This window comes from Streptomyces sp. NPDC017056, from assembly GCF_044332485.1.
Lineage (GTDB): Bacteria > Actinomycetota > Actinomycetes > Streptomycetales > Streptomycetaceae > Streptomyces.
In genome coordinates this window covers 179,864-205,301 of record NZ_JBIRPD010000002.1, presented here as the reverse complement: position 1 = coordinate 205,301, position 25,438 = coordinate 179,864, and the positions used below count along the sequence as shown (strand labels likewise).

At 73.3% G+C, this 25,438-nt stretch carries 22 protein-coding genes; 5 read left to right on the top strand and 17 right to left on the bottom strand.

The annotated features are described in order from the left end of the window. Nucleotides 1-46: 46 nt before the first annotated feature. From ACH4OW_RS03820 to infC, 9 genes are all read right to left on the bottom strand, one after another. Entirely contained in the window at nucleotides 47-1,384 is a 1,338-nt protein-coding gene (locus tag ACH4OW_RS03820) for a tetratricopeptide repeat protein (protein WP_398024720.1), read from the bottom strand. A 133-nt stretch (nucleotides 1,385-1,517) separates the two neighbouring features. After that, nucleotides 1,518-2,744, bottom strand: coding sequence for a PP2C family protein-serine/threonine phosphatase (locus tag ACH4OW_RS03815; protein WP_398024718.1), 1,227 nt, complete (start codon nucleotides 2,742-2,744; stop codon nucleotides 1,518-1,520). A 277-nt stretch (nucleotides 2,745-3,021) separates the two neighbouring features. After that, a complete protein-coding gene (pheT, locus tag ACH4OW_RS03810) occupies nucleotides 3,022-5,550 on the bottom strand; it encodes a phenylalanine--tRNA ligase subunit beta (RefSeq protein ID WP_398024716.1) in 2,529 nt (842 codons plus the stop codon). After that, nucleotides 5,550-6,674 (bottom strand): phenylalanine--tRNA ligase subunit alpha, encoded by a 1,125-nt coding sequence (gene pheS, locus ACH4OW_RS03805; protein WP_398024714.1) that lies wholly within the window; start codon nucleotides 6,672-6,674, stop codon nucleotides 5,550-5,552. Before pheS ends, pheT begins: the two co-directional genes overlap by 1 nt. A gap of 142 nt (nucleotides 6,675-6,816) precedes the next feature. Further along, a complete protein-coding gene (locus tag ACH4OW_RS03800) occupies nucleotides 6,817-7,947 on the bottom strand; it encodes an ATP-binding protein (protein ID WP_398024712.1) in 1,131 nt (376 codons plus the stop codon). 39 nt (nucleotides 7,948-7,986) lie between these two features. Continuing rightward, nucleotides 7,987-8,841, bottom strand: coding sequence for a TrmH family RNA methyltransferase (locus tag ACH4OW_RS03795; protein WP_398024710.1), 855 nt, complete (start codon nucleotides 8,839-8,841; stop codon nucleotides 7,987-7,989). A gap of 103 nt (nucleotides 8,842-8,944) precedes the next feature. Then, nucleotides 8,945-9,328 (bottom strand): 50S ribosomal protein L20, encoded by a 384-nt coding sequence (rplT, locus tag ACH4OW_RS03790; RefSeq protein WP_360135368.1) that lies wholly within the window; start codon nucleotides 9,326-9,328, stop codon nucleotides 8,945-8,947. A 104-nt stretch (nucleotides 9,329-9,432) separates the two neighbouring features. Beyond that, on the bottom strand, nucleotides 9,433-9,627 hold the full coding sequence (rpmI, locus tag ACH4OW_RS03785) for a 50S ribosomal protein L35 (protein WP_030017691.1): 195 nt from the start codon (nucleotides 9,625-9,627) through the stop codon (nucleotides 9,433-9,435). A 123-nt stretch (nucleotides 9,628-9,750) separates the two neighbouring features. Then, on the bottom strand, nucleotides 9,751-10,365 hold the full coding sequence (gene infC, locus ACH4OW_RS03780; protein WP_360135417.1) for a translation initiation factor IF-3: 615 nt from the start codon (nucleotides 10,363-10,365) through the stop codon (nucleotides 9,751-9,753). A gap of 354 nt (nucleotides 10,366-10,719) precedes the next feature. Between infC and ACH4OW_RS03775 the strand changes: the two genes are divergently transcribed. Further along, nucleotides 10,720-11,118 carry a DUF1844 domain-containing protein gene (locus tag ACH4OW_RS03775; protein WP_360135370.1) on the top strand — a complete coding sequence of 133 codons (399 nt, stop codon included), beginning with the start codon at nucleotides 10,720-10,722 and terminating at the stop codon, nucleotides 11,116-11,118. A 121-nt stretch (nucleotides 11,119-11,239) separates the two neighbouring features. On the opposite strand, the gene ACH4OW_RS03770 is transcribed toward ACH4OW_RS03775, so the two are convergent. The 4 genes from ACH4OW_RS03770 to ACH4OW_RS03755 form a co-directional block, all read right to left on the bottom strand. After that, on the bottom strand, nucleotides 11,240-11,968 hold the full coding sequence (locus ACH4OW_RS03770) for an MIP family channel protein (protein WP_360135372.1): 729 nt from the start codon (nucleotides 11,966-11,968) through the stop codon (nucleotides 11,240-11,242). 99 nt (nucleotides 11,969-12,067) lie between these two features. Continuing rightward, nucleotides 12,068-12,808, bottom strand: a complete 741-nt coding sequence (locus tag ACH4OW_RS03765; protein WP_398024708.1) for an SseB family protein — start codon at nucleotides 12,806-12,808, stop codon at nucleotides 12,068-12,070. A 432-nt stretch (nucleotides 12,809-13,240) separates the two neighbouring features. Next, nucleotides 13,241-14,401 (bottom strand): type VII secretion-associated serine protease mycosin, encoded by a 1,161-nt coding sequence (gene mycP, locus ACH4OW_RS03760; protein WP_398024706.1) that lies wholly within the window; start codon nucleotides 14,399-14,401, stop codon nucleotides 13,241-13,243. Continuing rightward, nucleotides 14,398-15,645, bottom strand: a complete 1,248-nt coding sequence (locus tag ACH4OW_RS03755; protein WP_398024704.1) for a hypothetical protein — start codon at nucleotides 15,643-15,645, stop codon at nucleotides 14,398-14,400. Before ACH4OW_RS03755 ends, mycP begins: the two co-directional genes overlap by 4 nt. Before the next feature lie 224 nt (nucleotides 15,646-15,869). Here ACH4OW_RS03755 and ACH4OW_RS03750 point away from each other — a divergent pair, with 224 nt between their 5' ends. Next, entirely contained in the window at nucleotides 15,870-17,087 is a 1,218-nt protein-coding gene (locus ACH4OW_RS03750) for an amino acid deaminase/aldolase (protein ID WP_398024701.1), read from the top strand. Between the two features lie 23 nt (nucleotides 17,088-17,110). On the opposite strand, the gene ACH4OW_RS03745 is transcribed toward ACH4OW_RS03750, so the two are convergent. The 4 genes from ACH4OW_RS03745 to ACH4OW_RS03730 all read right to left on the bottom strand — a co-directional run bounded on the left by ACH4OW_RS03745 (nucleotide 17,111) and on the right by ACH4OW_RS03730 (nucleotide 22,099). Beyond that, complete coding sequence (locus tag ACH4OW_RS03745; RefSeq protein ID WP_398024698.1) at nucleotides 17,111-18,409, bottom strand: haloacid dehalogenase-like hydrolase; 1,299 nt, start codon at nucleotides 18,407-18,409, stop codon at nucleotides 17,111-17,113. Between the two features lie 128 nt (nucleotides 18,410-18,537). After that, on the bottom strand, nucleotides 18,538-19,350 hold the full coding sequence (locus tag ACH4OW_RS03740) for a 3-oxoacyl-ACP reductase (protein ID WP_398024696.1): 813 nt from the start codon (nucleotides 19,348-19,350) through the stop codon (nucleotides 18,538-18,540). Next, entirely contained in the window at nucleotides 19,351-20,718 is a 1,368-nt protein-coding gene (locus ACH4OW_RS03735; RefSeq protein ID WP_398024694.1) for an aldehyde dehydrogenase family protein, read from the bottom strand. It lies immediately after the preceding gene. 13 nt (nucleotides 20,719-20,731) lie between these two features. Beyond that, the gene (locus ACH4OW_RS03730) at nucleotides 20,732-22,099 is read right to left on the bottom strand and encodes a glutamine synthetase family protein (protein WP_398024693.1); all 1,368 of its coding nucleotides are present in this window, start codon (nucleotides 22,097-22,099) and stop codon (nucleotides 20,732-20,734) included. A gap of 73 nt (nucleotides 22,100-22,172) precedes the next feature. Here ACH4OW_RS03730 and ACH4OW_RS03725 point away from each other — a divergent pair, with 73 nt between their 5' ends. The 3 genes from ACH4OW_RS03725 (at nucleotide 22,173) to ACH4OW_RS03715 (ending at nucleotide 25,270) form a co-directional block, all read left to right on the top strand. Then, nucleotides 22,173-22,940 (top strand): FadR/GntR family transcriptional regulator, encoded by a 768-nt coding sequence (locus ACH4OW_RS03725; RefSeq protein WP_398024691.1) that lies wholly within the window; start codon nucleotides 22,173-22,175, stop codon nucleotides 22,938-22,940. Between the two features lie 112 nt (nucleotides 22,941-23,052). Next, entirely contained in the window at nucleotides 23,053-24,525 is a 1,473-nt protein-coding gene (eat, locus tag ACH4OW_RS03720; RefSeq protein WP_398024689.1) for an ethanolamine permease, read from the top strand. 49 nt (nucleotides 24,526-24,574) lie between these two features. Then, a complete protein-coding gene (locus tag ACH4OW_RS03715) occupies nucleotides 24,575-25,270 on the top strand; it encodes a gamma-glutamyl-gamma-aminobutyrate hydrolase family protein (protein WP_398024687.1) in 696 nt (231 codons plus the stop codon). Nucleotides 25,271-25,438 lie beyond the last annotated feature (168 nt).

Here is a 25,438-nt window from a genome sequence, read left to right as displayed (position 1 = left end):
AGTGCCACCTTCCGCCGTTGAGCCGGCAAGGTGACACGGGCCGGCCTCACAGTGGAACGCGCAGCGCCTCGTCGATCAGATCGGCAGCTTCGTCGGTGGCGGAACCTCCGGTCTCGGCCAGGTGCTCGCGCACCGCCCGCAGCCGGTCCCGTAACCGCTGCGACTCCATTCCCCGCGCCTGTTCGGTCATCTGCGCGGCGTTGGCCACAGCCTGGTCCGCGTCCCCTTGGCGCAGCTCGATATGGGTGAGCATGGCCAGCCGGTGGACCCGGCCCCGGTCGTGCGCGGGGGTGTCGACGGCGGCGTCCGCGTGTTGCCTGGCGGCTCTGAGGTCCCCCAGGCTCAGCAGCGCCTCCGCTACTTGGACGTTCACCAGACCCGGCTGGACGTAATCCGTTTCGTCGGGTTCCTGACCAGGGCGTATGCGCTCGGCCGCCGCCTCCGCACGCCGGATGCAGGAGAGCGCGCTGGCGCCGTCCCCGAGGCGTGCGTACGCCTTGGCCTGCATCGCGTAGAGATCCGCCGCGAGCGCCGGGGTGATCTGCGGCCCCGTCGTGCGCAGGGCCGCCTCCGCGAAGGCGACCGCCTGACGGTACTCCCGTACGAACAGGGACTGGTTGACCAGCAGCGCGATGACGTACGCGCCGAGCCCCCGGTCCCCGCTGGCCTTGGCCAGCCGCAGCGCCTGATGGAAGTAGCGCTGGGCCAGTCCCAGGGCGTCCGAGTCGTACGCACAGATTCCCGCGACGGCGACCAGTCCGCCGGTGGCCCGGTGGAGCTGTCGTCCCGTCGCGTCGGTGTAGCTGCCCCGCAGCAGCGGCGCCGCCTCGGTGTTGAGGAATCCGACGACCCGCGTTCTCGTCGCGATACCACCCGCCTTCCGGTACATCAGCTCGTAGTGCGTACGCGCCGCGCGGAGCATTTCGATGTCCGCCATGGAGACCCTGGTCAGGCCGTCCCGGGACACGTCGGAGTCCTCTGGCGGGTTCTCCCACTCCCATACGGGAATGACCGCCGAGGTGCCGGTGAGGGCGGGAGCGGACAGCACGTGCGGCCGCTGCTGTTCGTCGGACCGCCACAGCGCGGTGGCCCGCTCCACGAAGCCGGAGAGCGGGGTGTCCGGGGCGCGGCGCACTCCCGGCCGGCTCAGTCCGATGTCGTCGAGTCCGACGGCGCGGTGCAGCCGTTCGCTGAGGACCTCGCAGATCAGGTCGGGTACCTGGCCTCGTGGCCGCTGCCCTTTCAGCCAGCGGGCCACGGCGGTGTGTTCGTAGCGCAGTGCCAGTCCGCGCTGGCGGCCGAGCTGGTTGATGTGCACGGCCAGCCCGGCGTGCGAGATGCCTGCCTCGTCGAGAATCGCGTCGAGCAGGCTGTTGGGCTCCATGGTGCCCTCCTGGTGAGCGCGCGCCGTCCCCCCGGCCGGTGCGGCCGCTCGTAGACTTGTCGACTCAACTGCCCCTTGAGATCAGCGTAATGAAGCGGCCTTCACACGGGGTGTGAACCGGCCGCGCCGTCCTTCACTCCGGCCGCCCCGCCCGGACACGCCCGCGCATCGCGGGCGCCACGGCCGCATTGGCGGGTACCCGCAGCCGGTCGTTGCACAGCACCAGCAGCGCGACGTCGTCGGACAGCCGCCCGCCGGCGTGCCGCAGCAGCGCGGCCCGTACGCCTTCCACGACGCTTTCGGGGCGGCAGTCCCTGGCCGCCCTGACGCTGTCGTCCAGGGCCTCGGGCAGCGGGAAGAACGTGCCGCGGGCGTCGCGCGCGTCCGTCGCCCCGTCGGTGTGCAGGAAGATCGCCTGGCCGGGCGGCAGCGGCGGGCGGTCCATCACCGGCAGCTCGGCGGGCAGCGGGAACAGGCCCAGCGGCGGCATCGGTTCGCCGGGCGCGTCCGGCAGCGCGCCCTCGCGGCTGAGCCGGTACGGCCACGGGTGGCCGCAGTTCAGGGTCCGTACGGAACCGTCCTTGGCGATCTCCACGAGCAGCACCGTCACGAACTCCTCGGACAGCGGGTTCTCCGGCTCCGCACCGCCCGACGACGGGTGCTCGGCGCGCGCCCGCTCCCGCAGGTGCCGCTGCAAAGCGCGCTCCAGGCGCCGGAGCACGCCGCTCAGGTCCGGTTCGTCGTGGGCCGCCTCGCGGAAGCTGCCGAGCACCGCGGCGACCGTGCCCAGCGCGCCGAGGCCGTGCCCGCGCACGTCCCCGATGACGACGCGTACGCCGTGGCGCGTGGCCATGACCTCGTACAGATCACCGCCGACCGTCGCGGCCTCGTCCGCCGCGAGGTGGTCGGCGGCGACGACGATGCCGTCCACGCGCGCGGGCAGCTCGCGCAGCAGCACCCGCTGCGCGGCGGTGGCGACCTCCTTCGTGCGCTCCAGCTCCCGCAGCAGGCGCAGCCGCCGGCCGGCGGTGAGGTAGCTGGCGCCGACGACGACCAGCACGGCACAGCACGTGCCGACGCGGGTGAGGACGTGGGTGTCGCGGTCCACCGACCCCAGGGGGACGAGCGCGAGCAGCGCGCACAGGCCGCCGAGCACGACGCACTGACGCCGCCCCGTGCCGGCGCAGGCGATGGCCGGCGCCGCGGCGAGCAGCTGGAGGAACTGCCCTTCGGCGGCGGAGCGCAGGTCCCACAGCAGCACGCCGAGCACCCACAGGCCGGGCAGCACGAGGACGAACGCCCGCCGGGCCCGCGCGGCATGCCTGCGCGCCCCGCCACGTCGCGCCCAGGTTCGGATCATGCCGATGTTCCCCCCAGCAACCATCGCGGCGGCCGGTCCGGCCCTTCCCGCGGCCAGGAGCCGGATCCGGCGAGCCGCGTCGACCGGGACGATTCTTGCGACCGCGCGTGGTCAAGCGAACACTTTGCGCTCCGATCTCACCCGATCGTGTGACAGCCGGGGGCGCGGTGGGCGCAACACGCACGGGGCCCGGTCACGGATCCGTGGATCCGTGACCGGGCCCCGCCGGTGCGGTGGCCGGCGCTCCCGCGGTACGGGAACGCCGCGCCGCGTGCGGCTACGCGCCGCGCAGTACCGCGCCCGTGCGCTCCATCGCCGCGGCGACCGCCGCGTCGCGGGCCGCGGACGCCTCGTCGGCGGTCAGCGTGCGGTCGGGCGCGCGGAAGCGCAGCGCGTAGGCCAGGGACTTCTTGCCCTCGCCCACCTGCTCGCCGGTGAACACGTCGAACAGCCGCAGCGATTCGAGCAGGTCGCCGGCGCCGGAGCGCAGCGCCGCCGCCACGTCCGCCGCCGGGACCGACGCGTCCACGATCAGCGCGACGTCCTGGGTGGCGACCGGGAAGGTGGAGATGCGCGGCGCCTGGACCACGCCCAGGCCGGCCCGCTCGACGCGGTCCAGGTCGATCTCCATCGCGCAGGTGCGCTCGGGCAGGCCCAGCGCCTTGGTGACGCGCGGGTGCAGCTCACCGGCGTTGCCGACGAGCACCTCCTCGCCGTCGATCAGTGCGAGCAGTGCCGCGCAGCGGCCCGGGTGGAAGGGCGCGTGCTGGTCCTGGCGCACGATCAGCTCGACGCCGGCCGCGCGCGCCACGAGGCGGCCCGCCTCGATGGCGTCCGCCCAGGTGGCCGGGCGGCCCTTGCCCCACCAGCCGGCCTGCTCGCGGGCGCCGGCGAGCACCACGGCGGCGCGGCGCGGCTGCGCGGGCAGCGCCGCGTTCAGCGCGGCGATCTCGGCGTCCGTCGGGCGGCGGTCGACGGGCAGCCGGGGGGCCGGCCGCTCGTCGCCGGTCGGCCGGAAGACCAGGCCGGTCTCGAAGAGCGCGAGGTCGTGCGAGCCGCGGCCATCGTTGCGGCGCAGCGCGGTGAGCAGGCCCGGCAGCAGCGTCGTACGGAGCAGGGGCTCCTCGTCCGAGAGCGGGTTGACCAGCCGCACGGCGCGCCGGCGGGGGTCGTCGTCCTCGATGCCGAGCTGGTCGAGCACCGCCTCGCCGATGAACGGGTAGTTCGGCGCCTCGACGTAGCCCGCGCCGGCCAGCGCGCGGCCCGCCCTGCGGTGCAGCCGCTGGCGCTCCGTCAGGCCCCGCCCGGCGGGCGGCCTGGGCAGCGTGGAGGGCAGGTTCTCGTAGCCCTCCAGGCGGATGACCTCTTCGGCGAGGTCGTTCGGGTCGGTCAGGTCGGGCCGCCAGGACGGCACGGTCACGACCAGCTCGTCCTGGCCGTACACGTCGCAGCCGACCTGCTGGAGGCGGCGTACGACGGTCTCGCGGCCGTACGTGACGCCCGCGACGCGGTCCGGGTGGTCCGCGCGCACGGTGATCGTGCGCGGCCCGCTGGGCGAGACGACCTCGGTGACGCCCGCCTCCGCGGTGCCGCCCGCGAGCAGCACCAGCAGGTCGACGGTGCGCTGCGCGGCGGCGGACGCGGCCTGCGGGTCCACGCCGCGCTCGAAGCGCTTGGACGCCTCGGAGGTCAGCCGGTGGCGGCGGGCGGTGCGGGCGATGGCCACCGCGTCGAAGTGCGCGGCCTCGATCACGACCTCGGTGGTGCCGTCGACCATGCCGGTCTCCGGGTCGGCCACCGCGTCCGCGATCTCGGTGTTGGCGCCGCCCATGACGCCCGCGAGGCCGATGGGGCCGCGGTTGTCGGTGATGACCAGGTCCTCGGCGTCCAGGACGCGCTGGGTGCCGTCCAGGGTCGTCAGCTTCTCGCCGGGCTCCGCGCGGCGCACGCCGATCGTGCCGTCCACGCGGGTGCGGTCGTAGGCGTGCAGCGGCTGGCCGAGTTCCAGCATCACGTAGTTGGTGACGTCCACGGCGAGCGAGATCGGGCGCATCCCGGCCTTCTGCAGGCGGCGCTGCAGCCAGATCGGGGAGCGCGCCTCCGGGTCCAGCCCGACGACGGTACGGGCCGTGAAGCGGTCGCAGGCCATCGGGTCGGCGACCTTGACCGGGTAGCCGTAGGAGTTCGGCGGCGGCACGTCCAGCAGCGCGGGGTCGCGCAGCGGCAGGCCGTAGGCGATGGCGGCCTCGCGGGCGATGCCGCGCATGGACAGGCAGTCGCCGCGGTTGGCGGTGACGGCGATGTCCAGGACCTCGTCGACGAGCTGGAGCAGCTCGATGGCGTCGGTTCCGGGCTCGTACTCCGGGGGCAGCACGATGATGCCCCCCGAACCGTCGTCGCCCATGCCCAGCTCGTCGCCCGAGCAGATCATGCCGTGCGAGACCTTGCCGTACGTCTTCCGCGCGGCGATCTTGAAGTCGCCGGGCAGGGTGGCGCCCGGGAGCACCACGACGACCTTGTCGCCGACCGCGAAGTTGCGGGCGCCGCAGACGATCTCCTGCGGCTCGCCGGTGCCGTTGGCCCGGCCGACGTCGACCGTGCAGAAGCGGATCGGCTTCTTGAAGCCCTCCAGCTCCTCGATGGTCAGGACCTTGCCGACGACCAGGGGGCCTTCCAGGCCGGCGCCCAGCTGCTCGACGGTCTCGACCTCCAGACCGGTGGCGACGAGTTTGGCCTGTACGTCACGGCCGGACTCGCCGTCCGGCAGGTCGACGTACTCCCGCAGCCAAGAAAGCGGGACCCGCATCAGATCTCCATCCCGAAAGGCCGGGTGAACCGGACGTCACCCTCGACCATGTCTCGCATGTCCTCGACGTTGTGGCGGAACATCAGCATCCGCTCGATGCCGAACCCGAAGGCGAAGCCGCTGTACTTCTCCGGGTCGACGCCGCAGGCGACCAGCACCCGCGGGTTGACCATGCCGCAGCCGCCCAGCTCGATCCAGCCCTCGCTGGAGCAGGTGCGGCACGGGCGGTCCGGGTCGCCGACGGAGGCGCCGCGGCAGACGTAGCAGACCATGTCCATCTCGGCGGACGGCTCGGTGAACGGGAAGTAGTTCGGCCGCAACCGGGTCTGCATGCCCTCGCCGAAGAGCGCCTTGACCATGTGGTCCAGGGTGCCCTTGAGGTCCGCCATGGTCAGACCCTCGTCGATGGCGAGCAGCTCGACCTGGTTGAACACCGGGGTGTGGGTGGCGTCCAGCTCGTCGGTGCGGTACACGCGGCCGGGGCAGATCACGTACAGCGGCGGCTCGCGGTCCAGCATGGAGCGGATCTGCACGGGCGAGGTGTGGGTGCGCAGCACCACGCCGGACTGGTCCGACTCCGTCGCGGCGTTCTCGACGAAGAACGTGTCGTGCGTGGTGCGGGCCGGGTGGTCGGGCGAGAGGTTCAGGGCGTCGAAGTTCAGCCACTCCGACTCGACCTCGGGGCCCTCGGCCACCTCGTAGCCCATGGCCACGAAGACGTCCTCGATCCGCTCGGACAGGGTGGTGAGCGGGTGCCGGGAACCGGCCAGGGCGCGGTCGTACGGCAGCGTGACGTCCACCGCCTCCTCGACCAGCACCCGGGCGTCCCGCTCCGCCTCCAGCTCTTCCTGGCGGGCCTTGAGCGCCTGGCTCACCTGGCCGCGGGCCTGGCCGACGCGCTTGCCCGCCTCGGCCTTGGCCTGCGGCGGCAGCGCGCCGATCTCGCGGTTGGCCAGCGCCAGCGGCGACGTGCCGCCGGTCTGCGCGACCTTCACCTCGTGGAGCGCCTGGAGATCGCCGGCGGCGGCGATGGCGGCGAGCGCCTCGTCCCGCATGCGGGCGATCTCTTCCGGTTTCAGGGCCTCGACCTCGACCGGGTCGTACGACTTATTGGGTGCGGACATCTCTTCCCGTGCTTCCGATGGGCTTGGCGCGCGGCGTGCCCCCGACGTCTGAAAGTGCCAAAGGTGCCAAAGACGCAGTCTACGGGGCACGGCGGCCGCGCCTCATCCGAGCCCCGGGAGGGAGGAGCCCGCCGGGCGCCGCTCAGGCCATGAAGGCCGGCGTCCCGACGGGCAGGCTAAATCGGAAACGGGCGCCGCCGGCGGGCGCGCGGCCGACCGTGATGGTGCCGCCGTGTGCCTCGACGATGCCCTTGACGATATACAGGCCCAGGCCGGTGCCGCCGCGCTTGCTGCCCCGCCAGAAGCGGGTGAAGACGCGGCCCATCGACTCCTCCGGGATGCCGGGGCCCTCGTCGCTCACGGTGACGCTCGTCCCTTCCGCTGCGGAGACCGATGCCGGTCCCACTTCGATGGTGACGGTTCCCGCACCGTGCCGCACCGCATTTTCCAGCAGGTTGCCCAGAACCTGGTCGACCTTGTCCGGATCGGCCCACAGGTCGGGCAGCGGCTCCACCATGCGGATCAGGAAGCGGTCGGGCCGCTGCCCCGCTGTCGTCTGCGCCTGTACGTGCCGGCGTACGGCGGAGACCATGTCCACCCGCTGCCGGCGCACCTCCAGGCGCCCCGAGTCGATCCGGGAGATGTCCAGCAGCTCGGCGATGAGCCGGGTGACGCGGTTGGCGTCCGCGTCCACGGTCTCCAGCATCAGCCGCTTCTGGTCGTCGGTGAAGCGCTCCCACTTCTGGAGCAGGGTGGCGGTGAAGCCCTTCACCGAGGTGAGCGGCGAGCGCAGCTCGTGGGCGACGGTGGCGATCAGCTCGGCGTGGCTCAGCTCGGTGCGGCGCCGCGCCTCGGTGCCGCGCAGCGCGACGACCAGGCGCCGTACGGGGCCGGTGGGGCAGGTGCGGACGTAGCGCGCGGAGACCAGCACCTCGCGGCCGCCGAGCAGCAGGTTGCGCTCCGGCTGGCCGCTGCGGATCGCCAGGCCGCCGTACGGGTCGGTCAGCTGCCACCAGCGGCGGCCCTCGATGTCCTGGAGCGGCAGCGCCTTCTCCAGCGGGCGGCCCAGCGCGTCGCGCGGGTCGATGGCGGTGATGCGGGCGGCGGCGGCGTTGAAGCAGACGACCCGGCCGTTCTCGTCGGCCACGACCAGGCCGTCGGGCAGGTCGTCGGGGTCCATCCCGGCGCCCGTGGCCTCGGCTCCGAGGAGCACGGAGCCGCCGTCCGGACCGGTGCCGGCAGCGACTGTCGCACCGGATGCCCTCGTACCCATCCCGCTACCCCCTTCCGGCCCCCCGGGCACGCAACCTTACTAGTCGCGGGAGGCGGAGCGGCACCCTCCGGAGGTGCGCTGGGCGCGGGCCGAGGCGTACAGGCAGACGGCCGCCGCGGTGGCCAGGTTGAGGCTCTCGGCCTTGCCGTGGATGGGGACGCGCACCACCGCGTCGGCCAGTGCGCGGGTCTCCTCCGGGAGCCCCCACGCCTCGTTGCCGAACACCCAGGCCGTCGGGCCGCTCATGCTGCCCGCGTCCAGCTCCGCGTCCAGGTCGTCGGCGCCCGCGCCGTCGGCCGCCAGGATGCGCACTCCAGCGCCGCGCAGCCCGCCGACCACCTGCTCGACCGGTACGCCGACGGCGACCGGGAGGTGGAAGAGCGAGCCGACCGAGGCGCGTACCGACTTGGGGTTGTAGAGGTCAACGGAGGCGTCGGTGAGCACGACCGCGTCGGCGCCGGCGGCGTCCGCGCAGCGCAGCACCGTACCGGCGTTGCCGGGGTCGCGGACGTTGGCGAGCACCGCGACCAGCTTCGGCCCGGCGGCCAGGATCTCCTCGAAGGGCGAGTCCAGGAACCGGCAGACGCCGACCAGGCCCTGCGGGGTGACGGTCTGGGAGAGGTCGGCGATGGTCGTGTCGGCGGCGAGGTGGACCGGCACGCCGGCCGCCCGTACCGCGTCGACGATCTGCGCGTGCCGCTCGGCGGCCTCGGGCGTGGCGAACAGCTCCACGAGGGTGCGCTCGCCGCCAATGCGGTGCTCGACGGCTTCGCGTACGGCCTGCGGGCCCTCGGCGATGAACCGGCGCTCCTTGCCGCGGAAGTTGCGGCGGGCCAGCCGCCGGGCGGCGGCGACGCGCGCGGAACGCGGGGAGATCAACTCGGGGGTGCCCATGGGCGGCGGCTCGCTTCTTCGGGTCTCGACGGTCGTGCAAACAGCGGCGGACCCGCAGGCCGGGGGCCTGCGGGTCCGTGACAAACGTGCCTCAGGCCGTGGTTCAGGCGGCCTTCGGGGCGTTGACGTCGCTCGGCAGCGCCTTCTGGGCCACCTCGACCAGCGCGGCGAACGCGTTGGAGTCGTTGACCGCGAGCTCGGCCAGCATCTTGCGGTCCACCTCGATGTTGGCGGCCTTCAGACCCTGGATGAGGCGGTTGTACGTCATGCCGTTGGCGCGGGCAGCGGCGTTGATGCGCTGGATCCACAGCTGACGGAAGTCGCCCTTGCGCTTCTTGCGGTCGTTGTAGTTGTAGACGAGGGAGTGGGTGACCTGCTCCTTCGCCTTGCGGTAGAGGCGGGAACGCTGGCCGCGGTAGCCGCTGGCCTGCTCGAGGATCGCCCGGCGCTTCTTGTGGGCGTTGACTGCCCGCTTGACGCGTGCCACTTGTTAACTCCTTGTAGCGGGGCCGTGGTTGTCGTCACACGGCCCGAATCGATTGGGTCCCGGTCCAGTTCCTGCGCCGCGCCGCGGGGCGCGGCGGTCAGGACTTACTTGCCGAGAAGCTTCTTGATCTTCGCGGCGTCGCCCGGGGCCATCTCGGCGTTGCCGGTGAGGCGACGCGTCACGCGGGACGACTTGTGCTCGAGCAGGTGGCGCTTGCCGGCGCGCTCGCGCATCACCTTGCCGGAGCCGGTGACCTTGAAGCGCTTGCTGGCACCGCTGTGCGTCTTGTTCTTCGGCATGCGCCGTTCTCTCCTCTTGGATGGCGCCCCCACCGGCCCGGGGACCGGCGCCCGGGGGCGTCAGATGTATCGGTTGGAATCCGGGGCGATCACCCCGGCGTGCTCCGGGGCTCGCGCCCTGGATCACGCCTCGGCGGGCTCCTCGACGTCCTGCTCGGGAGCAGAACCCTGGCGCTCCGCCTTGCGGGCGGCCTGCGCCTCGCGGGCCTCGGCCATCGCCTCGGTCTTCTTCTTGTGCGGACCGAGGACCATGATCATGTTGCGGCCGTCCTGCTTGGGGTTCGACTCGATGAACCCCAGGTCCTGGACGTCCTCCGCGAGCCGCTGCAGCAGTCGGAAGCCCAGCTCGGGGCGGGACTGCTCGCGACCACGGAACATGATCGTGATCTTGACCTTGTCACCCTGCTTGAGGAACCGGACGACGTGACCCTTTTTGGTGTCGTAGTCGTGCGGGTCGATCTTCGGCCGGAGCTTCATCTCCTTGATGACCGTGTGCGCCTGGTTCTTGCGCGCCTCACGGGCCTTCATGGCCGACTCGTACTTGAACTTTCCGTAGTCCATGAGCTTGCAGACCGGCGGACGGGCGTTCGCCGCCACCTCGACCAGGTCGAGGTCGTACTCCTGCGCAAGCTCCAGGGCCTTGGCAAGCGGCACAATGCCGACCTGCTCGCCACTGGGACCGACGAGTCGCACCTCAGGGACGCGAATCCGGTCGTTGATGCGGGGCTCGGCGCTGATGGATCCTCCTCGGTAGCACCACGCGACGGCCTGGCGGACTGCCGCGTAACGTCTGTTTCGATGTGACCAACCGCGCCGGAAGACAAAAAACGCCCCGGACGGGACACAGGCGGGGCTCCTCAATGGATCGGGAGCACCGCCGCGATGTCACCGCGGGGCGCAGCCTGACCGTTGACCCGCCGACCGCGAGGTCGGTTCGGGTGGGAGATCGGAGCCTCCACTTGTGGGCCGGGCACAAGAGTGCTCAGCCGGTCGGACACCCAGAATACACGAGTCAAGGGGCGGGCCCCACTCGTCGGCGGACCGGTCATAAGGTTGAGCCGTCCCCCTGAGCAGGAAGTGAAGTACGCAACGATGAGCGACCAGACCCCGCAGCAGCCCGGACCGGCGTCCCCGGCAGGCCCCGCGGACCCCGCGAGCCCCGACTTCGACGCCATGACCCGCGACATCGCGGACGTGCCGGCGGTCGAGGTGATCACGACGGTCGCGGTGCACCTGATGAGCTCGGCGGCGGTCAACCTCGGGCTCGCCGAGGAAGGCGCCCAGCACAAGGACCTGGACGAGGCGCGCAAGCTCATCCAGGCACTGGCCGGGCTGGTCACGGCCAGCGCCACCGAGATCGGCTCCTACCACGCGGCACCGCTGCGGGACGGGTTGAAGTCCCTCCAGCTCGCCTTCCGCGAAGCCTCGCTCGTCCCCGACGAGCCGGGCCAGGGGCCGGGCGAGAAGTTCACGGGGCCGGTGTACGGATAGCCCGTACCGGGCCGGGAGGCGTAGGGAAGGCCGGACCCCGGCCCGGCGGCGTACGGAAGAAAGCCCGTGCCGTCCCCGGCTGTGGGGCCGGGGACGGCACGGGTGTCCGGGGTACGCCCTCCTACGCCGCGGCGCGTTCGTCCGCGACCAGCTTGGGCTCCTGCGGCGGGTGGGTGATCTGGTGCACCACCGCGGCCAGCGCGCCGCCGATCAGCGGCGCCACGATGAACAGCCACAGCTGCGAAAGCGCGCCGCCGCCCGCGAACAGGGCCGGGCCGATACTGCGGGCCGGGTTGACCGACGTACCCGTGAGCGGAATGCCCACGAGGTGCACGACCGCCAGCGCCATGCCGATCGGCAGGCCGTCGAAGCCGACCACCGCCACCTTGTGCGTGACGGCGAGCACCACGAACACCAGCAGGAACGTCAGCACGATCTCGGCCACGAACGCGCCGCCCAGGTTGATGTGCACGGCGGACCGGTCACCCCACCCGTTCGACCCGAAAGCCTCGCTCGTCTTCAGGCCCGGCACCTGCTTGGCGACCAGGAACAGCAGCGCGGCGCCGACGATGCCGCCCAGCAACTGGGCGATCCAGTACTCGGCCGCCGCCCGCGGCGTGATACGGCGGGCCAGCAGCATGCCGAGCGTCACCGCCGGATTGAGATGACTGCCCGAGATCGGGCCGAGCGCGTATGCCAGGGCCAACAGGGTGAAGCCGAATGCCAGGGCGATGCCGAAGGTTCCGATGTACTCGCCGGCCAGCACAGCGGAGCCGACGGCGAAGAACACCAGGAGCAGCGTGCCGAGGAATTCGGATACGACCGTGCGGGTCTCCGTTGTCGTCTCCATGGGGCCTCCTCGCGCGGATCTTGCTCTCTCCTCGCATTGTGAGCCCCGTCACGAGGTTCCGCCTGTCGGCGGGGTTCCGCGCTCGCGGTCGGCGCCGGGTCAGCGCTTGTAGAAGGGTTCACCCGCAGATTCGGCGCCGGGCGGCAGCAGGGCCAGGTCGAGGCCGCGTACGAGACGGGAACGCAGCGTCTCGTCGGCCGCCAGGGCCGGGGCGAGACGCTGCGCGACGGCGGCAGCCGTGGCCTCCGGGGCGAGCCCGAGAGCCAGGGTCGCGTCGGCCTCCGCCGAGGGGTCCAGGCGGGCGGTCAGCACGGCGGGCTCGGCGGCCAGCAGGGCGCGCAGCGCGTCGGTGACGGCCCGGTCGTCGCGCGGGTCGGCGCTCTCCCGGCCCTCCGCGAGGGCGCGCAGCGCGGCGCCGGTGAGCTGGTACGTGGCCGGGCCCGCCAGGTCGACGACGACCGTGTCCGCCTTCTCGTGCGCGGCGGCCAGCAGCGCCTGCCGGAGCGGCACCGCCACCGGGCGGGCGTCCGGGCGCCAGCGGTGCAGCGTCTCCATCGACGTGAAGGCGGGCAGCGCGCGGCGGCCGTCGGGAGCCTGGAGCGTCGGCACCGCCATGTCGCTGGTCTTCTCCCGCTTGAGCCCGTCCGGGCCGGTCTCCACCTCGCCGAGGACGGCCACGACCGGAACGAGGAGCCGGGCGCGGCCCAGCAGCGGCAGAAGCCGGGCCTCGGCCTCCGCCGAGCGGTCCTGCGCGTACGCCGCCAGCGCGGCCGCCAGCGCGGGGTCGGCGGAGCCGTCGTCGTCGGAGAATTCGGAGGTGGGGATGTTCTTGGGCTGCACGGTTCGAGCCTAGCGGCAGGGCCGGTTGGGCCCGGGGTGGGGCCGGTCGGTACCGGCCCGTTTCCGGGTGCCGCGCCGTTCGCGCCTGCGGCGGGCTGTGGCCGCTGCGGTGCGCTGCGCTGGGCCGGGCCGCATTCAGCAGTGTCGGTCCGATTGCGGGTGCCGCGCCGTTCGCGCCTGCGGCGGGCTGTGGCCGCTGCGGTGCGCTGCTGGGCGCTGCGCTGGGCCGGGTCGCATTCGGCAGTGCCGGTCCGATTGCGGGTGCCGCGCCATTCGCGCCTGCGGCGGGCTGTGGCCGCTGCGCGGGGCTGTCGGGTTCGGGGACGAGCCTGCGCGGCAGGCCGCTCCGGCCCGTCCCCTTCCGTGGGTGGGGGGGGGAGAGATAGGTGGGTGGGTGGTCTGGGATCGGGGGTGAGTGCGGCGCCGTGGGGGTTAGTGGTTGCGGGTGCGCCAGAAGATGGCTGAGGTGGTTATGAGGGCCAGGCCCGCAGCTGTGGCCGTCCACGGGAGCCAGCTGTCGTTGCCGCCGGACGGGGCCGCGGTCGGGCCCTGGCCGAAGTAGGGCTTCGTGTAGGCGGCGGCTTCCGGCTTCTGGGGGGCCGGTTTCAGGGCGCCGCCCTCTTTGATCGCGGCGGCCGGGTCGACCATGCCGGCGCCCAGTTCGTCGTTGCGGCCGCCTTCCGGGGCGTCCTGGGCGGTGTCGGTGAGGAGCTTCTTGATCTGGGCGGGGCTGAGGTCCGGGTGGGCGGAGCGGACGAGTGCCACCGCGCCGGAGACGAAGGCGGACGCGGCGCTGGTGCCCCAGCCCTCGTAGTACTTGCGGTCCGGGTTGGCGATGACGACGCCGACGCCGGGCGCGCAGACCGTGGCGTACCAGCGGCGGGTGGAGAAGTTGGCGCGGGAGCCCCACTGGTCGACGGCGGTCACGGCGATCACGCCGGGGTAGGCGGCGGGGTAGGAGACGTGGTCGCCGTCCTTGCCGCCGTTGCCGGCCGAGGCTATGACGGGGATGCCCTTGCCCAGGGCGTACTGGATGGCGGCGTCCTCGCGCGGCTCGGGGTGTGCGGAGCTGCTGTCGTCGCCGAGGGACAGGTTGATCACGTCGGCGCCGTGGTCGGCGGCCCAGCGGATGCCGTCCGCGAGAGCGCCGGCGCGTTCGGTGCGGGCGCGGCGGCGCTGCGGGTCGCTGTCCTCCAGGATGACCCGGACCGGGAGGATCTTGGCTTCGGGGGCGACGCCGACGACGCCGTCGGCCCGGTCGGCGCCGTGGCCGTGGCCCGCGATGATGCCGGACATGGCGGTGCCGTGCTCGGCCCAGGAATTGTCGCCGGGCTGCGCGCCGAAGCCGACGAGGTCGTTGTCGGGCAGTACCTGGCCCTGGAGGTCGGGGTGGTCGGCGTCGACGCCGGTGTCCAGGACGGCGACGGTGATGCCGTCGCCCTTGGTCGTCTCCCAGGCGTCCTGGGCGTGCAGGGCTTTCAGCGCCCATTCCTGGGCGCGTATGCCGTCGGCGTGGGCGGGCAGGGCGTGCAGCACGGTCAGCGCGGCCGCGGACAGCGCGACGCCGGCGGCGCGCAGCAGGGGCCTGGTCATTTCTGCTCCGTGGTTGCCTTGGCGGCCTGTTTGCGGAAGACCTGCTCGATCCGGTCGGTGACGGCCTTGGCGTCGTGGCCGAGGCCGGCTTCGGCGGGGGCGGTGGAGGCGCCGCCGCGGGTGGCCTCGGCGGCGGGCTGCGGGTCGGCGACGGGGCGGCCGTCGGCGAAGCCGGAGACCGCGTAGACGACGACGGGCAGGTCGCCGAGGACCTTGATGCTCCAGCTGGCGCGCTGGGCGGGGCCGAATTTCGCGGCGGGGGTGTCCTTGGCGGCGTACGGGCGGGGCATCAGGTCCGTGCGGGTGTCGAGGTGCTCGGTGGCGAAGCGGCGGCGCAGGTCCGCCATCGCGGAGTGGTCGGCCTTGGTGGTGACGGCGCCGGCGGTGACGACGTTGGTGCGGGTGGCGTCGACGTAGGTGGCGCGTACGAGACGGTCGCAGCCCACCGGGGCGAGTGCCTTGGCCAGCAGGGGGTCGAACGCGCCGGTGCAGCCGCCGTCGGGTGCGACGGCGATGCGGGTCCAGGTGCGGTCCGCGCCGCCGGGGCCGGTGCCGTGGCCGTTGAGGGTGCGGGGGAAGAGGGTGTCGACGGGGGTGTTGTGCCACACCTCGCGGCCTTGGGCGAAGACGGCCTCGGCGGCGGGGCTGCCGTCGGCGTCGTCGGCGAGCCAGCTGCCGGCGGCGGCGCCCACGACGAGGCCGAGGCCGAGCACCAGCCCGGTGGCGGCGAGCACGCCGCGCCGCACGGGGCGGTGTGGAGCCGCGGCGGGCGGCGGTACGGGCGGGCCGGCGGGCGGCCGGGGGGTGTCGGCGGCCGGCGTCTCCGGCGGCCGGGTGGGGCGCGGTGGCGCCGCGGCGCCGCTTCCCGTACGGGCGTCGCCGGGGCCGTTCCAGAGGGCTTCGCTGTTGGCGAGGTGGAAGGCCGCGGTGTCGCGGGGCGCGGCGGAACGGTCCGCCGGGGCCTGGGGAGGGACGGACGGGGGCGCGGGCGCCTGGCCGGTGCGCGGCGGGGCGGCGGGGCGGGGCGGGATGTTCTCCGGGGGCGGGCTGCCTGCCGCCGCCGCGCGCGGGGCGGGCGGTGTCGCGGGCGGCATCGGCCCGGGGCCCGGCTTCGCGGGGCGTTCCGGCGGCGCGGGGCGCAGGACGGCGGTGTGCGGGTCCTCGGCGGGGGGTGCCGGTACGGGTGGCCGGGGCGGGACGGGAGGAAGGCGATGCGCGTCGGCGTAATCGGCTTCGGTGCTCACCCGCGCTCCCCCTCGCGCCTGTGTTCCCCGGCCCGACCGGCAATCGGGGCAGGGTGGTTCGTATCCGGACATCACGCCGCTGACCTGCTGGTTGCGGCGTCCGCCACTCTACGGGCTGCCGCCGCCGGTGCTCCAACTCGCCGCCGTGCCGAGGCCGTCCCGCGTCCGGTCTGTCGCGTTCTCACCCCCTACCCACCTGTAGGGCCTTCTGGCAGGCTGCGGCCATGTCCCCGTACTCGTGCGACGCAGCCGGTGACCGGGCCCGTTTCGACCGGGCCACCGCCCATCTCGACGCGCCGCTGGCCGTCGTGGACCTCGGAGCGTTCGACGCCAACGCCGCCGACCTGGTGCGGCGGGCGCAGGGCAAGCCGGTGCGGGTGGCGAGCAAGTCGGTCAGGTGCCGGGCGTTGCTGGAACGGGCGCTGGCGCGGGACGGCTTCGCCGGGGTCATGAGCTACACGCTGGCCGAGTCGCTGTGGCTGGCCCGGTCCGGGGTCGAGGACGTGCTCTTGGCGTATCCGTCGGCGGACCGGGCGGGTTTCGCGGAGCTGGCCGCCGATCCGAAGCTGGCGGCGGCGGTGACGGTGATGGTCGACGACGTGACGCAGTTGGAGCTGATCGACGCGGCGCGTCCGGCGGGGGGCGGTGAGGAGGTGCGGGTGTGCCTGGAGTGGGACACCGCCTTCCGGCCGCTGGGCGGCCGGGTGCGGGTCGGCGCGCGGCGGTCGCCGCTGAGCCGGCCCGAGCAGGTGGCCGCGCTGGCCCGCGCGGTGACGCGCCGCCCGGGGTTCCGGGTGGCGGGCCTGATGGCGTACGAGGGGCATGTGGCGGGTGTGGGTGATGCGGTCGCCGGGCATCCGCTGCGGTCGCGGGCCGTACGGGCGGTGCAGGCCGCGGCGCGCCGGGAGTTGGCGCGGCGGCGGTGGGAGGTGGTGCGTGCCGTGCGGGCCGAGGCGCCGGACCTGGAGTTCGTCAACGGCGGCGGTACGGGCAGCGTGCAGTACACGGTCGCGGAGGCGGCGGTGACGGAGGTGGCGGCGGGGTCGGGCCTGTATGTGCCGCGGCTGTTCGACAACTACCGGTCGTTCTCGGGCCGTCCGGCGGCTCTGTTCGCGCAGCCGGTGGTGCGGCGGCCGGGGAGTGGTGTCGTGACCGTGCTGGGCGGCGGCTATCCGGCGTCGGGCGTGGCGGGGCGGGACCGGTCGCCGGTGCCGTATCTGCCCGAGGGGCTGCGGTACGACCCGCAGGAGGAGGCCGGCGAGGTGCAGACGCCGCTGCTGGGACCCGCCGCGGACGGGCTGCGGCTGGGCGACAAGGTGTGGTTCCGGCACGCGAAGGCCGGCGAGCTGTGCGAGCGGTTCGCCGAACTGCACCTGGTCGAGGGCGACCGGGTGGTGGCGACGGTGCCGACGTACCGCGGGGAGGGCCGCACCTTCCTGTAGGACGACCCTCCGCGCGTACCGGGTCAGGCGTGGATGCGGTCCTTCTGGTCGGGGACGACCGTGCCGTCGGGGCGGCGGACCGGGCCGGTGCCGCCGTCGGTGTTGGTGTAGCCGGTGGTGGCGCAGGGGTACGTACCGGGCTTCTGCGGCAGCGGCTCGATGAACATCGGGTTGACCACCCAGCGGCCGTCGGCGTTGTCGTAGCCGCGGCACATCAGTTCCGGCTGGTTGCGGTTGATCGCCAGGTGCACGCCGGTGGCGTCGTTGACGAAGGTGACGTCGGTGTTGGCGTCGCCGCCGCCGAGCGCGATGCGGTGCGCGGGGTCCTGGAACCGCCACGCCTCGGCGCCCTTGATCTTGAAGATCTCCTGGTTGATCAGGCAGCGCTTGCCGTCCATGTACGGCAGCACCTCGCCGTGGCCGTCCTTGACGTCGCCGCAGCCGCGGACGCCGGTGGTGAACCGGCCGTTCTTCATCAGGCTGCGGACGCCGATGGTGTGCGCGCGGTCGACGCCGACGCCGCCGGACCACGCCTCGGCGACGGTCTCCGAGGACGCGGAGACGATGTAGACCTCGAACCCGGCCGCCTTGAGGGTGCGGATCAGGTCCTTCTGCTGGTCGTAGTAGCGGATGTAGCCGGCCAGCTGGTGGGTGCCGACGGTCTGCTTGGCGCCGACGGGCGCGGCGAGGTTCTCGGCGCGGGCCTGCCGGGTGTAGGCGGTGAGCTGGGCCGGGGTCAGGCCGGCGAACAGCTGCGGGACCCAGGCGTACTCGGGCTTGGTGCGGCGGTGGTTCCACTCGCCCGCGAAGGCGGCCTTGCCGTCCATGGTGCGGGCCTTGCCGCGGATCTCCATGATCTCGTCGGCGCAGGCGGCGTTCTTCGAGGTGCGCAGCGGGCGGCCGGCGGGTACGGAGGTGCCGCACGCCTTGGTCAGGGCGCGGTCGGCCGCCGTGGTCATCCAGGGGCTGGTGGCCCGCCAGCTCTTGGGGCGCAGGATCTTGTCGTGCTTGAGGGCCCAGGCGAGCGTGGCGTCGGTGATGTCGTTCTTGACGACGGTGTTGTCCCAGTCGAAGGCGGCGACGGGGCGGCCCTCGGGGCCCGGCTTCGGGTGCGAGCAGGTGCCGCGCTCGTCGATCATGCGCTGGATCTTCTGACGGTTGTCGCCGTACCACTTGATCTTCGTGGAGAGCTGGGGGCAGCTCGTACGCTCCGGGGCCTTCGCGGGGTGCGCGGGCGCGGCGACCGCGGGCCCGGTGGCCGCGAGGGTGGTGACGGTCGCGGCGGCGGCGAGTCCCAGGGCGAGGGCGTGTCTGGTGCGCATGGTTCTCCGGTGGTTGGGGCGGAATGTCGGCAGTGACGTTCCTTCGGGCAGAGCACACCGGGACCGGCGCGCCGGGGCGCCGGTCCCGGTGGTGATCTTCGGACTGTATCCGCGAAGAAGGCTGTGGCCTACACGGGTGTGACGTACGCCCCTGCGATCCCGCCGTCCACCAGGAACTCCGCGGCGTTCACGAAGGACGCGTCGTCACTGGCGAGGAAGGCGACCGCGGCGGCGATCTCCTCGGGCTCGGCGAACCGGCCGACCGGGACGTGCACCAGACGGCGCGCGGCCCGCTCCGGATCCTTGGCGAACAGCTCCTTGAGCAGCGGCGTGTTCACCGGCCCCGGGCACAGCGCGTTCACCCGGATGCCCTCGCGCGCGAACTGCACGCCCAGCTCGCGGGACATCGACAGCACGCCGCCCTTGGACGCGGTGTAGCTGATCTGCGAGGTGGCGGCGCCCAGCACGGCCACGAAGGACGCCGTGTTGATGATGGAGCCCTTGCCCTGGCGCTGCATGTAGGGCAGGGCGTGCTTGCAGCACAGGTAGACGGAGGTGAGGTTGACCTCCTGGACGCGCTTCCAGGCGTCCAGCCCGGTGGTGAGGATCGAGTCGTCGTCGGCGGGCGAGATGCCGGCGTTGTTGAAGGCCACGTCCACCGATCCGTACGTGTCGTACGCGGTCTTGAACAGCGCCTCGACCTGGTCGGAGTCGGTGACGTCCACCTGGACGAAGGTGCCGCCGACCTCCTCGGCGGCGGCCTTGCCCGTCGTCTCGTCGATGTCGGCGCAGACCACGTTGGCGCCCTCGGAGGCCAGCCGGCGGGCGGTGGCCAGCCCGATGCCGCTGCCGGCGCCGGTGATGACGGCGGTGCGGCCGACGAGACGGCGGCACACGGGGGTCTCGCCGGCGCCGGTGGCCGCGGGGGTCTGGTCGGTCACTTAGCTCTCCTCGGTGCTGATGAAGATGTTCTTGGTCTCGGTGAAGGCGGCGAGCGCGCCGGGGCCCAGTTCGCGACCGAGGCCGGACTGCTTGTAGCCGCCGAACGGGGTCCAGTAGCGGACGCTGCTGTGGGAGTTGACGGAGAGGTTGCCTGCCGCGACCGCGCCGGAGACGCGCAGCGCGCGTCCCACGTCGCGGGTCCAGACGGATCCTGACAGGCCGTAGTCGGTGGCGTTGGCGAGGCGGACCGCGTCGGCCTCGTCCTCGAAGGGGATCGCGACGGCGACCGGGCCGAAGATCTCCTCGACGGCGGTACGGTCGTCCGGCCTGCCCTCCAGGACGGTGGCCGGGTACCAGAACCCCTTGCCCTTGGGGGCCTCGCCGCGGATGGCAGCGGGCGCGTCCTCGGAGACGTACGACCGTACGCGCTCGCGCTGGGCCGCGGAGATCAGCGGGCCCATCTGCGTGGCGGGGTCGGCCGGGTCGCCCGCGACGAACGCCTTCACGGCGGACTCCAGCAGTTCCATGAAGCGGTCGTAGACCGAGCGCTGGACCAGGATGCGGCTGCGGGCGCAGCAGTCCTGGCCGGTGTTGTCGAGGAAGGAGCCGGGCGCGGCGGCCGCGGCCCGCTCGATGTCGGCGTCGGCGAAGACGATGTTGGGGCTCTTGCCGCCGAGTTCGAGGGTGAGCCGCTTGGTCCGCGCGGCGCACTTGGCGGCGATGCCGCGGCCGGTGGCGGTGGAGCCGGTGAAGACGACCTTGGCCACGCCGGGGTGTTCGACCAGGGCGTTGCCGGTGACCGCGCCTTCGCCCGGCAGGACCTGGAACAGCCCTTCGGGCAGGCCCGCCTCCAGCCCGTACTCGGCGAGCCGGAGCGCGGTGAGCGGGGTGGTCTCGGCGGGCTTGAGGAGGACGGCGTTGCCGGCCGCCAGTGCGGGGGCGGTGCCCCAGGCGGCGATCGGCATCGGGAAGTTCCAGGGCGCGATGACGGCGACGACGCCCAGCGGCTCCTGAATGGTGATGTTCAGGCCACCGGCTACGGGGATCTGGTGGCCGGTCAGCCGCTCCACTCCCCCGGCGGCGTAGTTCAGCAGGTCGACGACGTTGTCGGCCTCCCACTCGGCGTTGCCCAAGGGGTGCCCGGCCTCGGCCAGTTCGAGCCGGGCGAGCGCGGGGACGCCGTCCCGTACGACCTCGGCGAACCGCCGCAGTAGGCGCGCCCGGTCGCCGGGCGGCAGCGCGGCCCACTTCTCCTGCGCCGCGGCGGCCCGCCGGACCGCGGCGTCCACCTCGGCGGGGGTGGTCACGGGGACGACGGCTTCCAGTTCCTCGGTCGCCGGGTTGATGATGCGCAGCTCTTGCAACACGTGGCGGTCTTCCTTACATGCGCTCGAAGGAGCGGAAGCGCTCCCAGTCCGTGACGGCGGCGTCGTACGCGTCCTGTTCGACGCGGGCCATGTGCAGGTAGTGCTCGACGACCGCGTCGCCGAAAGCCCCGCGGGCGATGGGGCTGGCCTCCCACAGGGCGGCGGCCTCGCGCAGGGTGGCGGGCACGTGGGCGGCGTCGCCGGTGTAGGCGTTGCCCGTGCACGCCTCGGGGAGTTCCAGTTCGTGTGCGATGCCGTACAGGCCCGCGGCGACCATGGCGGCGACCGCGAGGTACGGGTTGACGTCGCCGCCGGGCAGGCGGTTCTCCAGGCGGCGGCCGGGGCCGTGGCCGACGACGCGGAGCGCGCAGGTGCGGTTGTCCGGTCCCCAGGCGACGGCGGTGGGGGCGAAGGAGCCGGGCCGGAAGCGCTTGTAGGAGTTGATGTTGGGGGCGTAGAAGAGCGTGAAGTCGCGCAGCGCGGCGAGCTGTCCGGCCAGGAAGTGCCGCATGACCCGCGACATGCCGTACGGGCCCGAGCCGTCCGGGAAGACCGGCTGCCCGGCCTCGTCGCGCAGCGAGAGGTGGATGTGGCAGCTGTTGCCCTCGCGCTCGTCGTACTTGGCCATGAAGGTGAGCGCCATGCCCTCCTGGGCGGCGATCTCCTTGGCGCCGGTCTTGTAGACGGAGTGCTGGTCGCAGGTGGTCAGCGCCTCGTCGTAGCGGAAGGCGATCTCGTGCTGGCCGAGGTTGCACTCGCCTTTGGCGGACTCCACGGTCATCCCGGCGGCGCCCATCTCGTTGCGGATGCGGCGCAGCAGGGGCTCGATACGGCCGGTGCCGAGGACGGAGTAGTCGGTGTTGTACTGGTTGGCGGGGGTCATGCCGCGGTAGCCGCGGTTCCAGGCGTCCTCGTAGGTGTCGCGGAAGACGATGAACTCCAGCTCGGTGCCCGCGTACGCGCTCCAGCCGCGCTCGGCGAGCCGGTCGAGCTGGCGGCGCAGGATCTGGCGCGGGGAGGCGGCGACCGGCGATCCGTCGTGCCAGGCGAGGTCGGCGGTGAGCAGGGCGGTGCCGGGGTTCCACGGGGTGCGGCGCAAGGTGGCGGCGTCGCCGTGCAGGGCGAAGTCGCCGTAGCCGCTTTCCCAGGAGGACATCGCGTAGCCCTGCACGGTGTTGACGTCGACGTCCACGGCCAGGAGGTAGTTGCAGCCCTCGGCCCCGTGCTCCAGCACCTCGTCGAGGAAGTGCCGGGCGGCGAACCGCTTTCCGGTGAGGCGGCCTTGCATGTCGGTGAAGGCCAGGACGACAGTGTCGATCTCCCCGGCGTCGACGAGCCCTCTCAGCTCTTCGACGGAGAGCGGGGGCGTGCGGTCTGCCACGGTGGTGCCTCCTGTCGCTGCATCCGGAGGTCATAAGGTAGGGCCGCGAACCATTGGTTGGGAAGGGGGTCCGGTGGACGGTGCGAGGGACGGCGGAACGGACGGCCGGGGGGAGCGCGGCGCCGACCGGCTGGCGCCCGTACTGCGGCCGGTGCGGGCGGGCAACGGCTTCGAGGAGGCGCTGGAGCAGATACTCCAGGTCGTCCGGCTCGGCCTGGTGCAGGACGGTGAACGGCTGCCCGCCGAGCGGGAGTTGGCGGAGCGGCTGCGGATCAGCCGGGTGACGCTGCGCGAGGTGCTCAAGGTCCTCCAGGACGAGGGCCTGGTGGAGAGCCGGCGCGGCCGGTACGGCGGCACGTTCGTGCGGGCGCGCCCGCGGACCGCGGGCGAGGACGAACTGCGGCGCCGCGTCGCGAAGGTGGACGTCGAGGACACGCTGCGGTTCCGCGAGGTGCTGGAGGTGGGCGCCGCCGGGCTGTGCGCCGCGCACGGGCTGGACGGCGCGGGGGCGCGGCGGCTGCGCGAGGCGCTGGCGGCGACCCACGACGCGCCGCTGGCGGACTACCGGCGGCGGGACACGATGCTGCACCTGACGCTGGCGGAGCTGGCCGGCTCGCCGTCGCTGGCGGCGCAGTACGCCGCGGTGCGCGCGGGCGTCAACGAGTTGCTGGACTGCATCCCGCTGCTGGTCCGCAACCTGGAGCACTCGCAGGCGCAGCACGCCGCCCTGGTCGAGGCGGTGCTGGAGGGCGACGCGGACGGCGCGCGCGAGGTGATGCGCGAGCACTGCCGCGGCACCGCCGCCCTGCTGCGGGGCTTCTTGACGGGGCCGCCTTCGTAACCAGTCTTTTACGCAGGGGGCTTGCGCTCGGCCGCACGGCAACGCAAAGGTGTGCGGCTAAACCTTTGATGTGCTTCCCCCACTCACCCCCTCGGCGAGGCAGGAGCGGCTCATGGCCGACAGCACGGATCCCCGCACCGCACCGCCCTCCCCCACCGCGGCCGGCGCCCCCGCTCCGCACGACGCGTACCTGGAACGGCGCGCCCTGCGGAGCGGCAGCGCCGGCCCGCTCCTGCTCACCGGCCTGGGCGTCGCCTATGTCGTCTCCGGCGACTTCTCCGGCTGGAACAACGGTCTGGCGCACGGCGGATTCGGCGGCCTTGCGATCGCCGCCGTCCTCATGGGCCTGATGTACACGTGCCTGGTCTTCGCCCTGGCCGAACTCGCCTCCGTCCTGCCGACGGCCGGCGGCGGCTACGGCTTCGCCCGCCGCGCCCTGGGCACCTGGGGCGGCTTCCTGACCGGCACGGCCATCCTCATCGAGTACGTGCTCGCGCCCGCCGCGATCTCCCTGTTCATCGGCGATTACGTCGAGTCCCTCGGCCTGTTCGGGCTGACCTCCGGCTGGCCCGTCTACCTGGCCTGCTTCGCCGTCTTCACCGGCATCCACCTGTGGGGCGTGGGCGAGGCACTGCGCTTCAGCCTGGTGGTCACCGCCGTCGCGGTCGCCGCGATCGTCGTCTTCGCGGTCGGGGCGCTCAGCGACTTCCACGTCGGCGCCCTGGACGACATCCCCGCCGACGCGAGCGCCTTCGGCGCCGGCTCCTGGCTCCCCTTCGGCGTCCTCGGCATCTGGGCCGCCTTCCCCTTCGGCATGTGGTTCTTCCTCGGCGTCGAGGGCGTACCGCTGGCCGCCGAGGAGGCCAGGGACCCCGCCCGTACGCTGCCGAAGGCGATGGCCGCCGCGATGGGCATCCTGCTGCTGCTCGCCCTGGTCACCTTCGTCGCCGCGACCGGCGCCCGCGGCTCAGCGGCCCTCCAGTCCGTCGGCGACCCGCTGGTCCAGGCGCTGCAACCGCACGGCGAGCCCACCACCGTCTCCCGCATCGTCAACTACGCGGGCCTCGCCGGGCTGGTGGCCTCCTTCTTCTCCCTGATCTTCGCCGGTTCCCGGCAGCTCTTCGCGCTCTCCCGGGCCGGCTACCTGCCCCGCTTCCTCTCCCTGACCAACCGCCGCAAGGCCCCCTACCTGGGGCTGCTGGTGCCCGGCGCGCTGGGCTTCGCGCTGGCAACGGCGACCGGCGACGGCGCCCGCATGCTCAACGTCGCGGTGTTCGGCGCCACGATCTCCTACGCCCTGATGGCGCTCTCGCACATCGTGCTGCGCCGCCGCGAACCGCGGCTGCACCGCCCGTACCGCACCCCCGGCGGCATCCTGACCTCGTCCGCCGCCTTCGTCCTCGCCTGTGCCGCGCTGGTGGCCACGTTCCTCGTCGACAAGGAGGCCGCGCTCCTGGCCCTCGGTGTCTACGCCGTCGCGCTGGCCTACTTCGCCTGCTACTCCCGGCACCGGCTGGTGGCGGCGGCGCCGGAGGAGGAGTTCGCGGCGCTGGCGGCGGCCGAGGCGGAGCTGCGACGCGACTGACCCACCGCCGCCGAGGCGGTGTCCCGCACCTACACACACCGGAGGCCCCGTGACCCAGCCGCTCCCCCTCATCGGCGTCACCACCTACCTCACCGACGAAGCCCGCTGGGGCATCTGGTCGCTGCCCGCCGCCGTGCTCCCGGCCGGCTACCACCGCCTCGTGCAGCGCTCCGGCGGCCTCGCCGTCCTGCTGCCGCCCGGGGACCCCGGCACCGCGGCGGAGGTCGTCGCGCGGCTGGACGGCCTGGTGATCTCGGGCGGCCCGGACGTCGAACCCGCACGGTACGGAGCCGAGGCGGACCCCCGCACCGACCCGCCGGCCCGCGAACGGGACGCCTGGGAGCTGGCCCTGATCGACGCCTCGCTGCGCGCGCGGCTCCCACTGCTCGGCGTCTGCCGCGGCCTCCAGCTGCTGAACGTGGCCCTCGGCGGCACGCTCGTCCAGCACGTCGACGGCCACACGGGCCCCATCGGGGTCTTCGGCCACCACGAGGTCAAGCCGGAGCCCGGCACCCTCCTCGCCGAGCTGCTGCCAGAGACGGTGTCCGCGCCGACCTACCACCACCAGGCCGCCGACCGCCTCGGCCGCGGACTGCGCGCCTCGGCCTACGCGGCGGACGGGACCATCGAGGCCCTGGAACTCCCGGAAGCGGACCACTTCGTACTGTCCGTCCAGTGGCATCCGGAGGCCGGGGACGACACCCGTCTGATGGACGCGCTGGTGAAGGCGGCGAGCGGTGCCTGAAAAGCCCCTCGTATAACTGCGAATTGCGTCGGCAAACCCACTCGATTCGGCGATGCCATCCCCGCCGGAACCCTGGCTACGCTCGCTGCGCCGACGCTGACCTGCGTCGACGCCACGGAGCCTCGCCGCTTTCGGCGAGGCCCGGCCGCGTGCTGTCCTTCCGAAGGA

What these genes read in the sequence shown, in the direction of transcription:
- ACH4OW_RS03820 (WP_398024720.1), bottom strand. Translation starts at nt 1,384, where the DNA reads ATGGAGCCCAACAGCCTGCTCGACGCGATTCTCGACGAGGCAGGCATC.
- ACH4OW_RS03815 (WP_398024718.1), bottom strand. Translation starts at nt 2,744, where the DNA reads ATGATCCGAACCTGGGCGCGACGTGGCGGGGCGCGCAGGCATGCCGCG.
- pheT (WP_398024716.1), bottom strand. Translation starts at nt 5,550, where the DNA reads ATGCGGGTCCCGCTTTCTTGGCTGCGGGAGTACGTCGACCTGCCGGAC.
- pheS (WP_398024714.1), bottom strand. Translation starts at nt 6,674, where the DNA reads ATGTCCGCACCCAATAAGTCGTACGACCCGGTCGAGGTCGAGGCCCTG.
- ACH4OW_RS03800 (WP_398024712.1), bottom strand. Translation starts at nt 7,947, where the DNA reads ATGGGTACGAGGGCATCCGGTGCGACAGTCGCTGCCGGCACCGGTCCG.
- ACH4OW_RS03795 (WP_398024710.1), bottom strand. Translation starts at nt 8,841, where the DNA reads ATGGGCACCCCCGAGTTGATCTCCCCGCGTTCCGCGCGCGTCGCCGCC.
- rpmI (WP_030017691.1), bottom strand. Translation starts at nt 9,627, where the DNA reads ATGCCGAAGAACAAGACGCACAGCGGTGCCAGCAAGCGCTTCAAGGTC.
- ACH4OW_RS03775 (WP_360135370.1), top strand. Translation starts at nt 10,720, where the DNA reads ATGAGCGACCAGACCCCGCAGCAGCCCGGACCGGCGTCCCCGGCAGGC.
- ACH4OW_RS03770 (WP_360135372.1), bottom strand. Translation starts at nt 11,968, where the DNA reads ATGGAGACGACAACGGAGACCCGCACGGTCGTATCCGAATTCCTCGGC.
- mycP (WP_398024706.1), bottom strand. Translation starts at nt 14,401, where the DNA reads ATGACCAGGCCCCTGCTGCGCGCCGCCGGCGTCGCGCTGTCCGCGGCC.
- ACH4OW_RS03750 (WP_398024701.1), top strand. Translation starts at nt 15,870, where the DNA reads ATGTCCCCGTACTCGTGCGACGCAGCCGGTGACCGGGCCCGTTTCGAC.
- ACH4OW_RS03745 (WP_398024698.1), bottom strand. Translation starts at nt 18,409, where the DNA reads ATGCGCACCAGACACGCCCTCGCCCTGGGACTCGCCGCCGCCGCGACC.
- eat (WP_398024689.1), top strand. Translation starts at nt 23,053, where the DNA reads ATGGCCGACAGCACGGATCCCCGCACCGCACCGCCCTCCCCCACCGCG.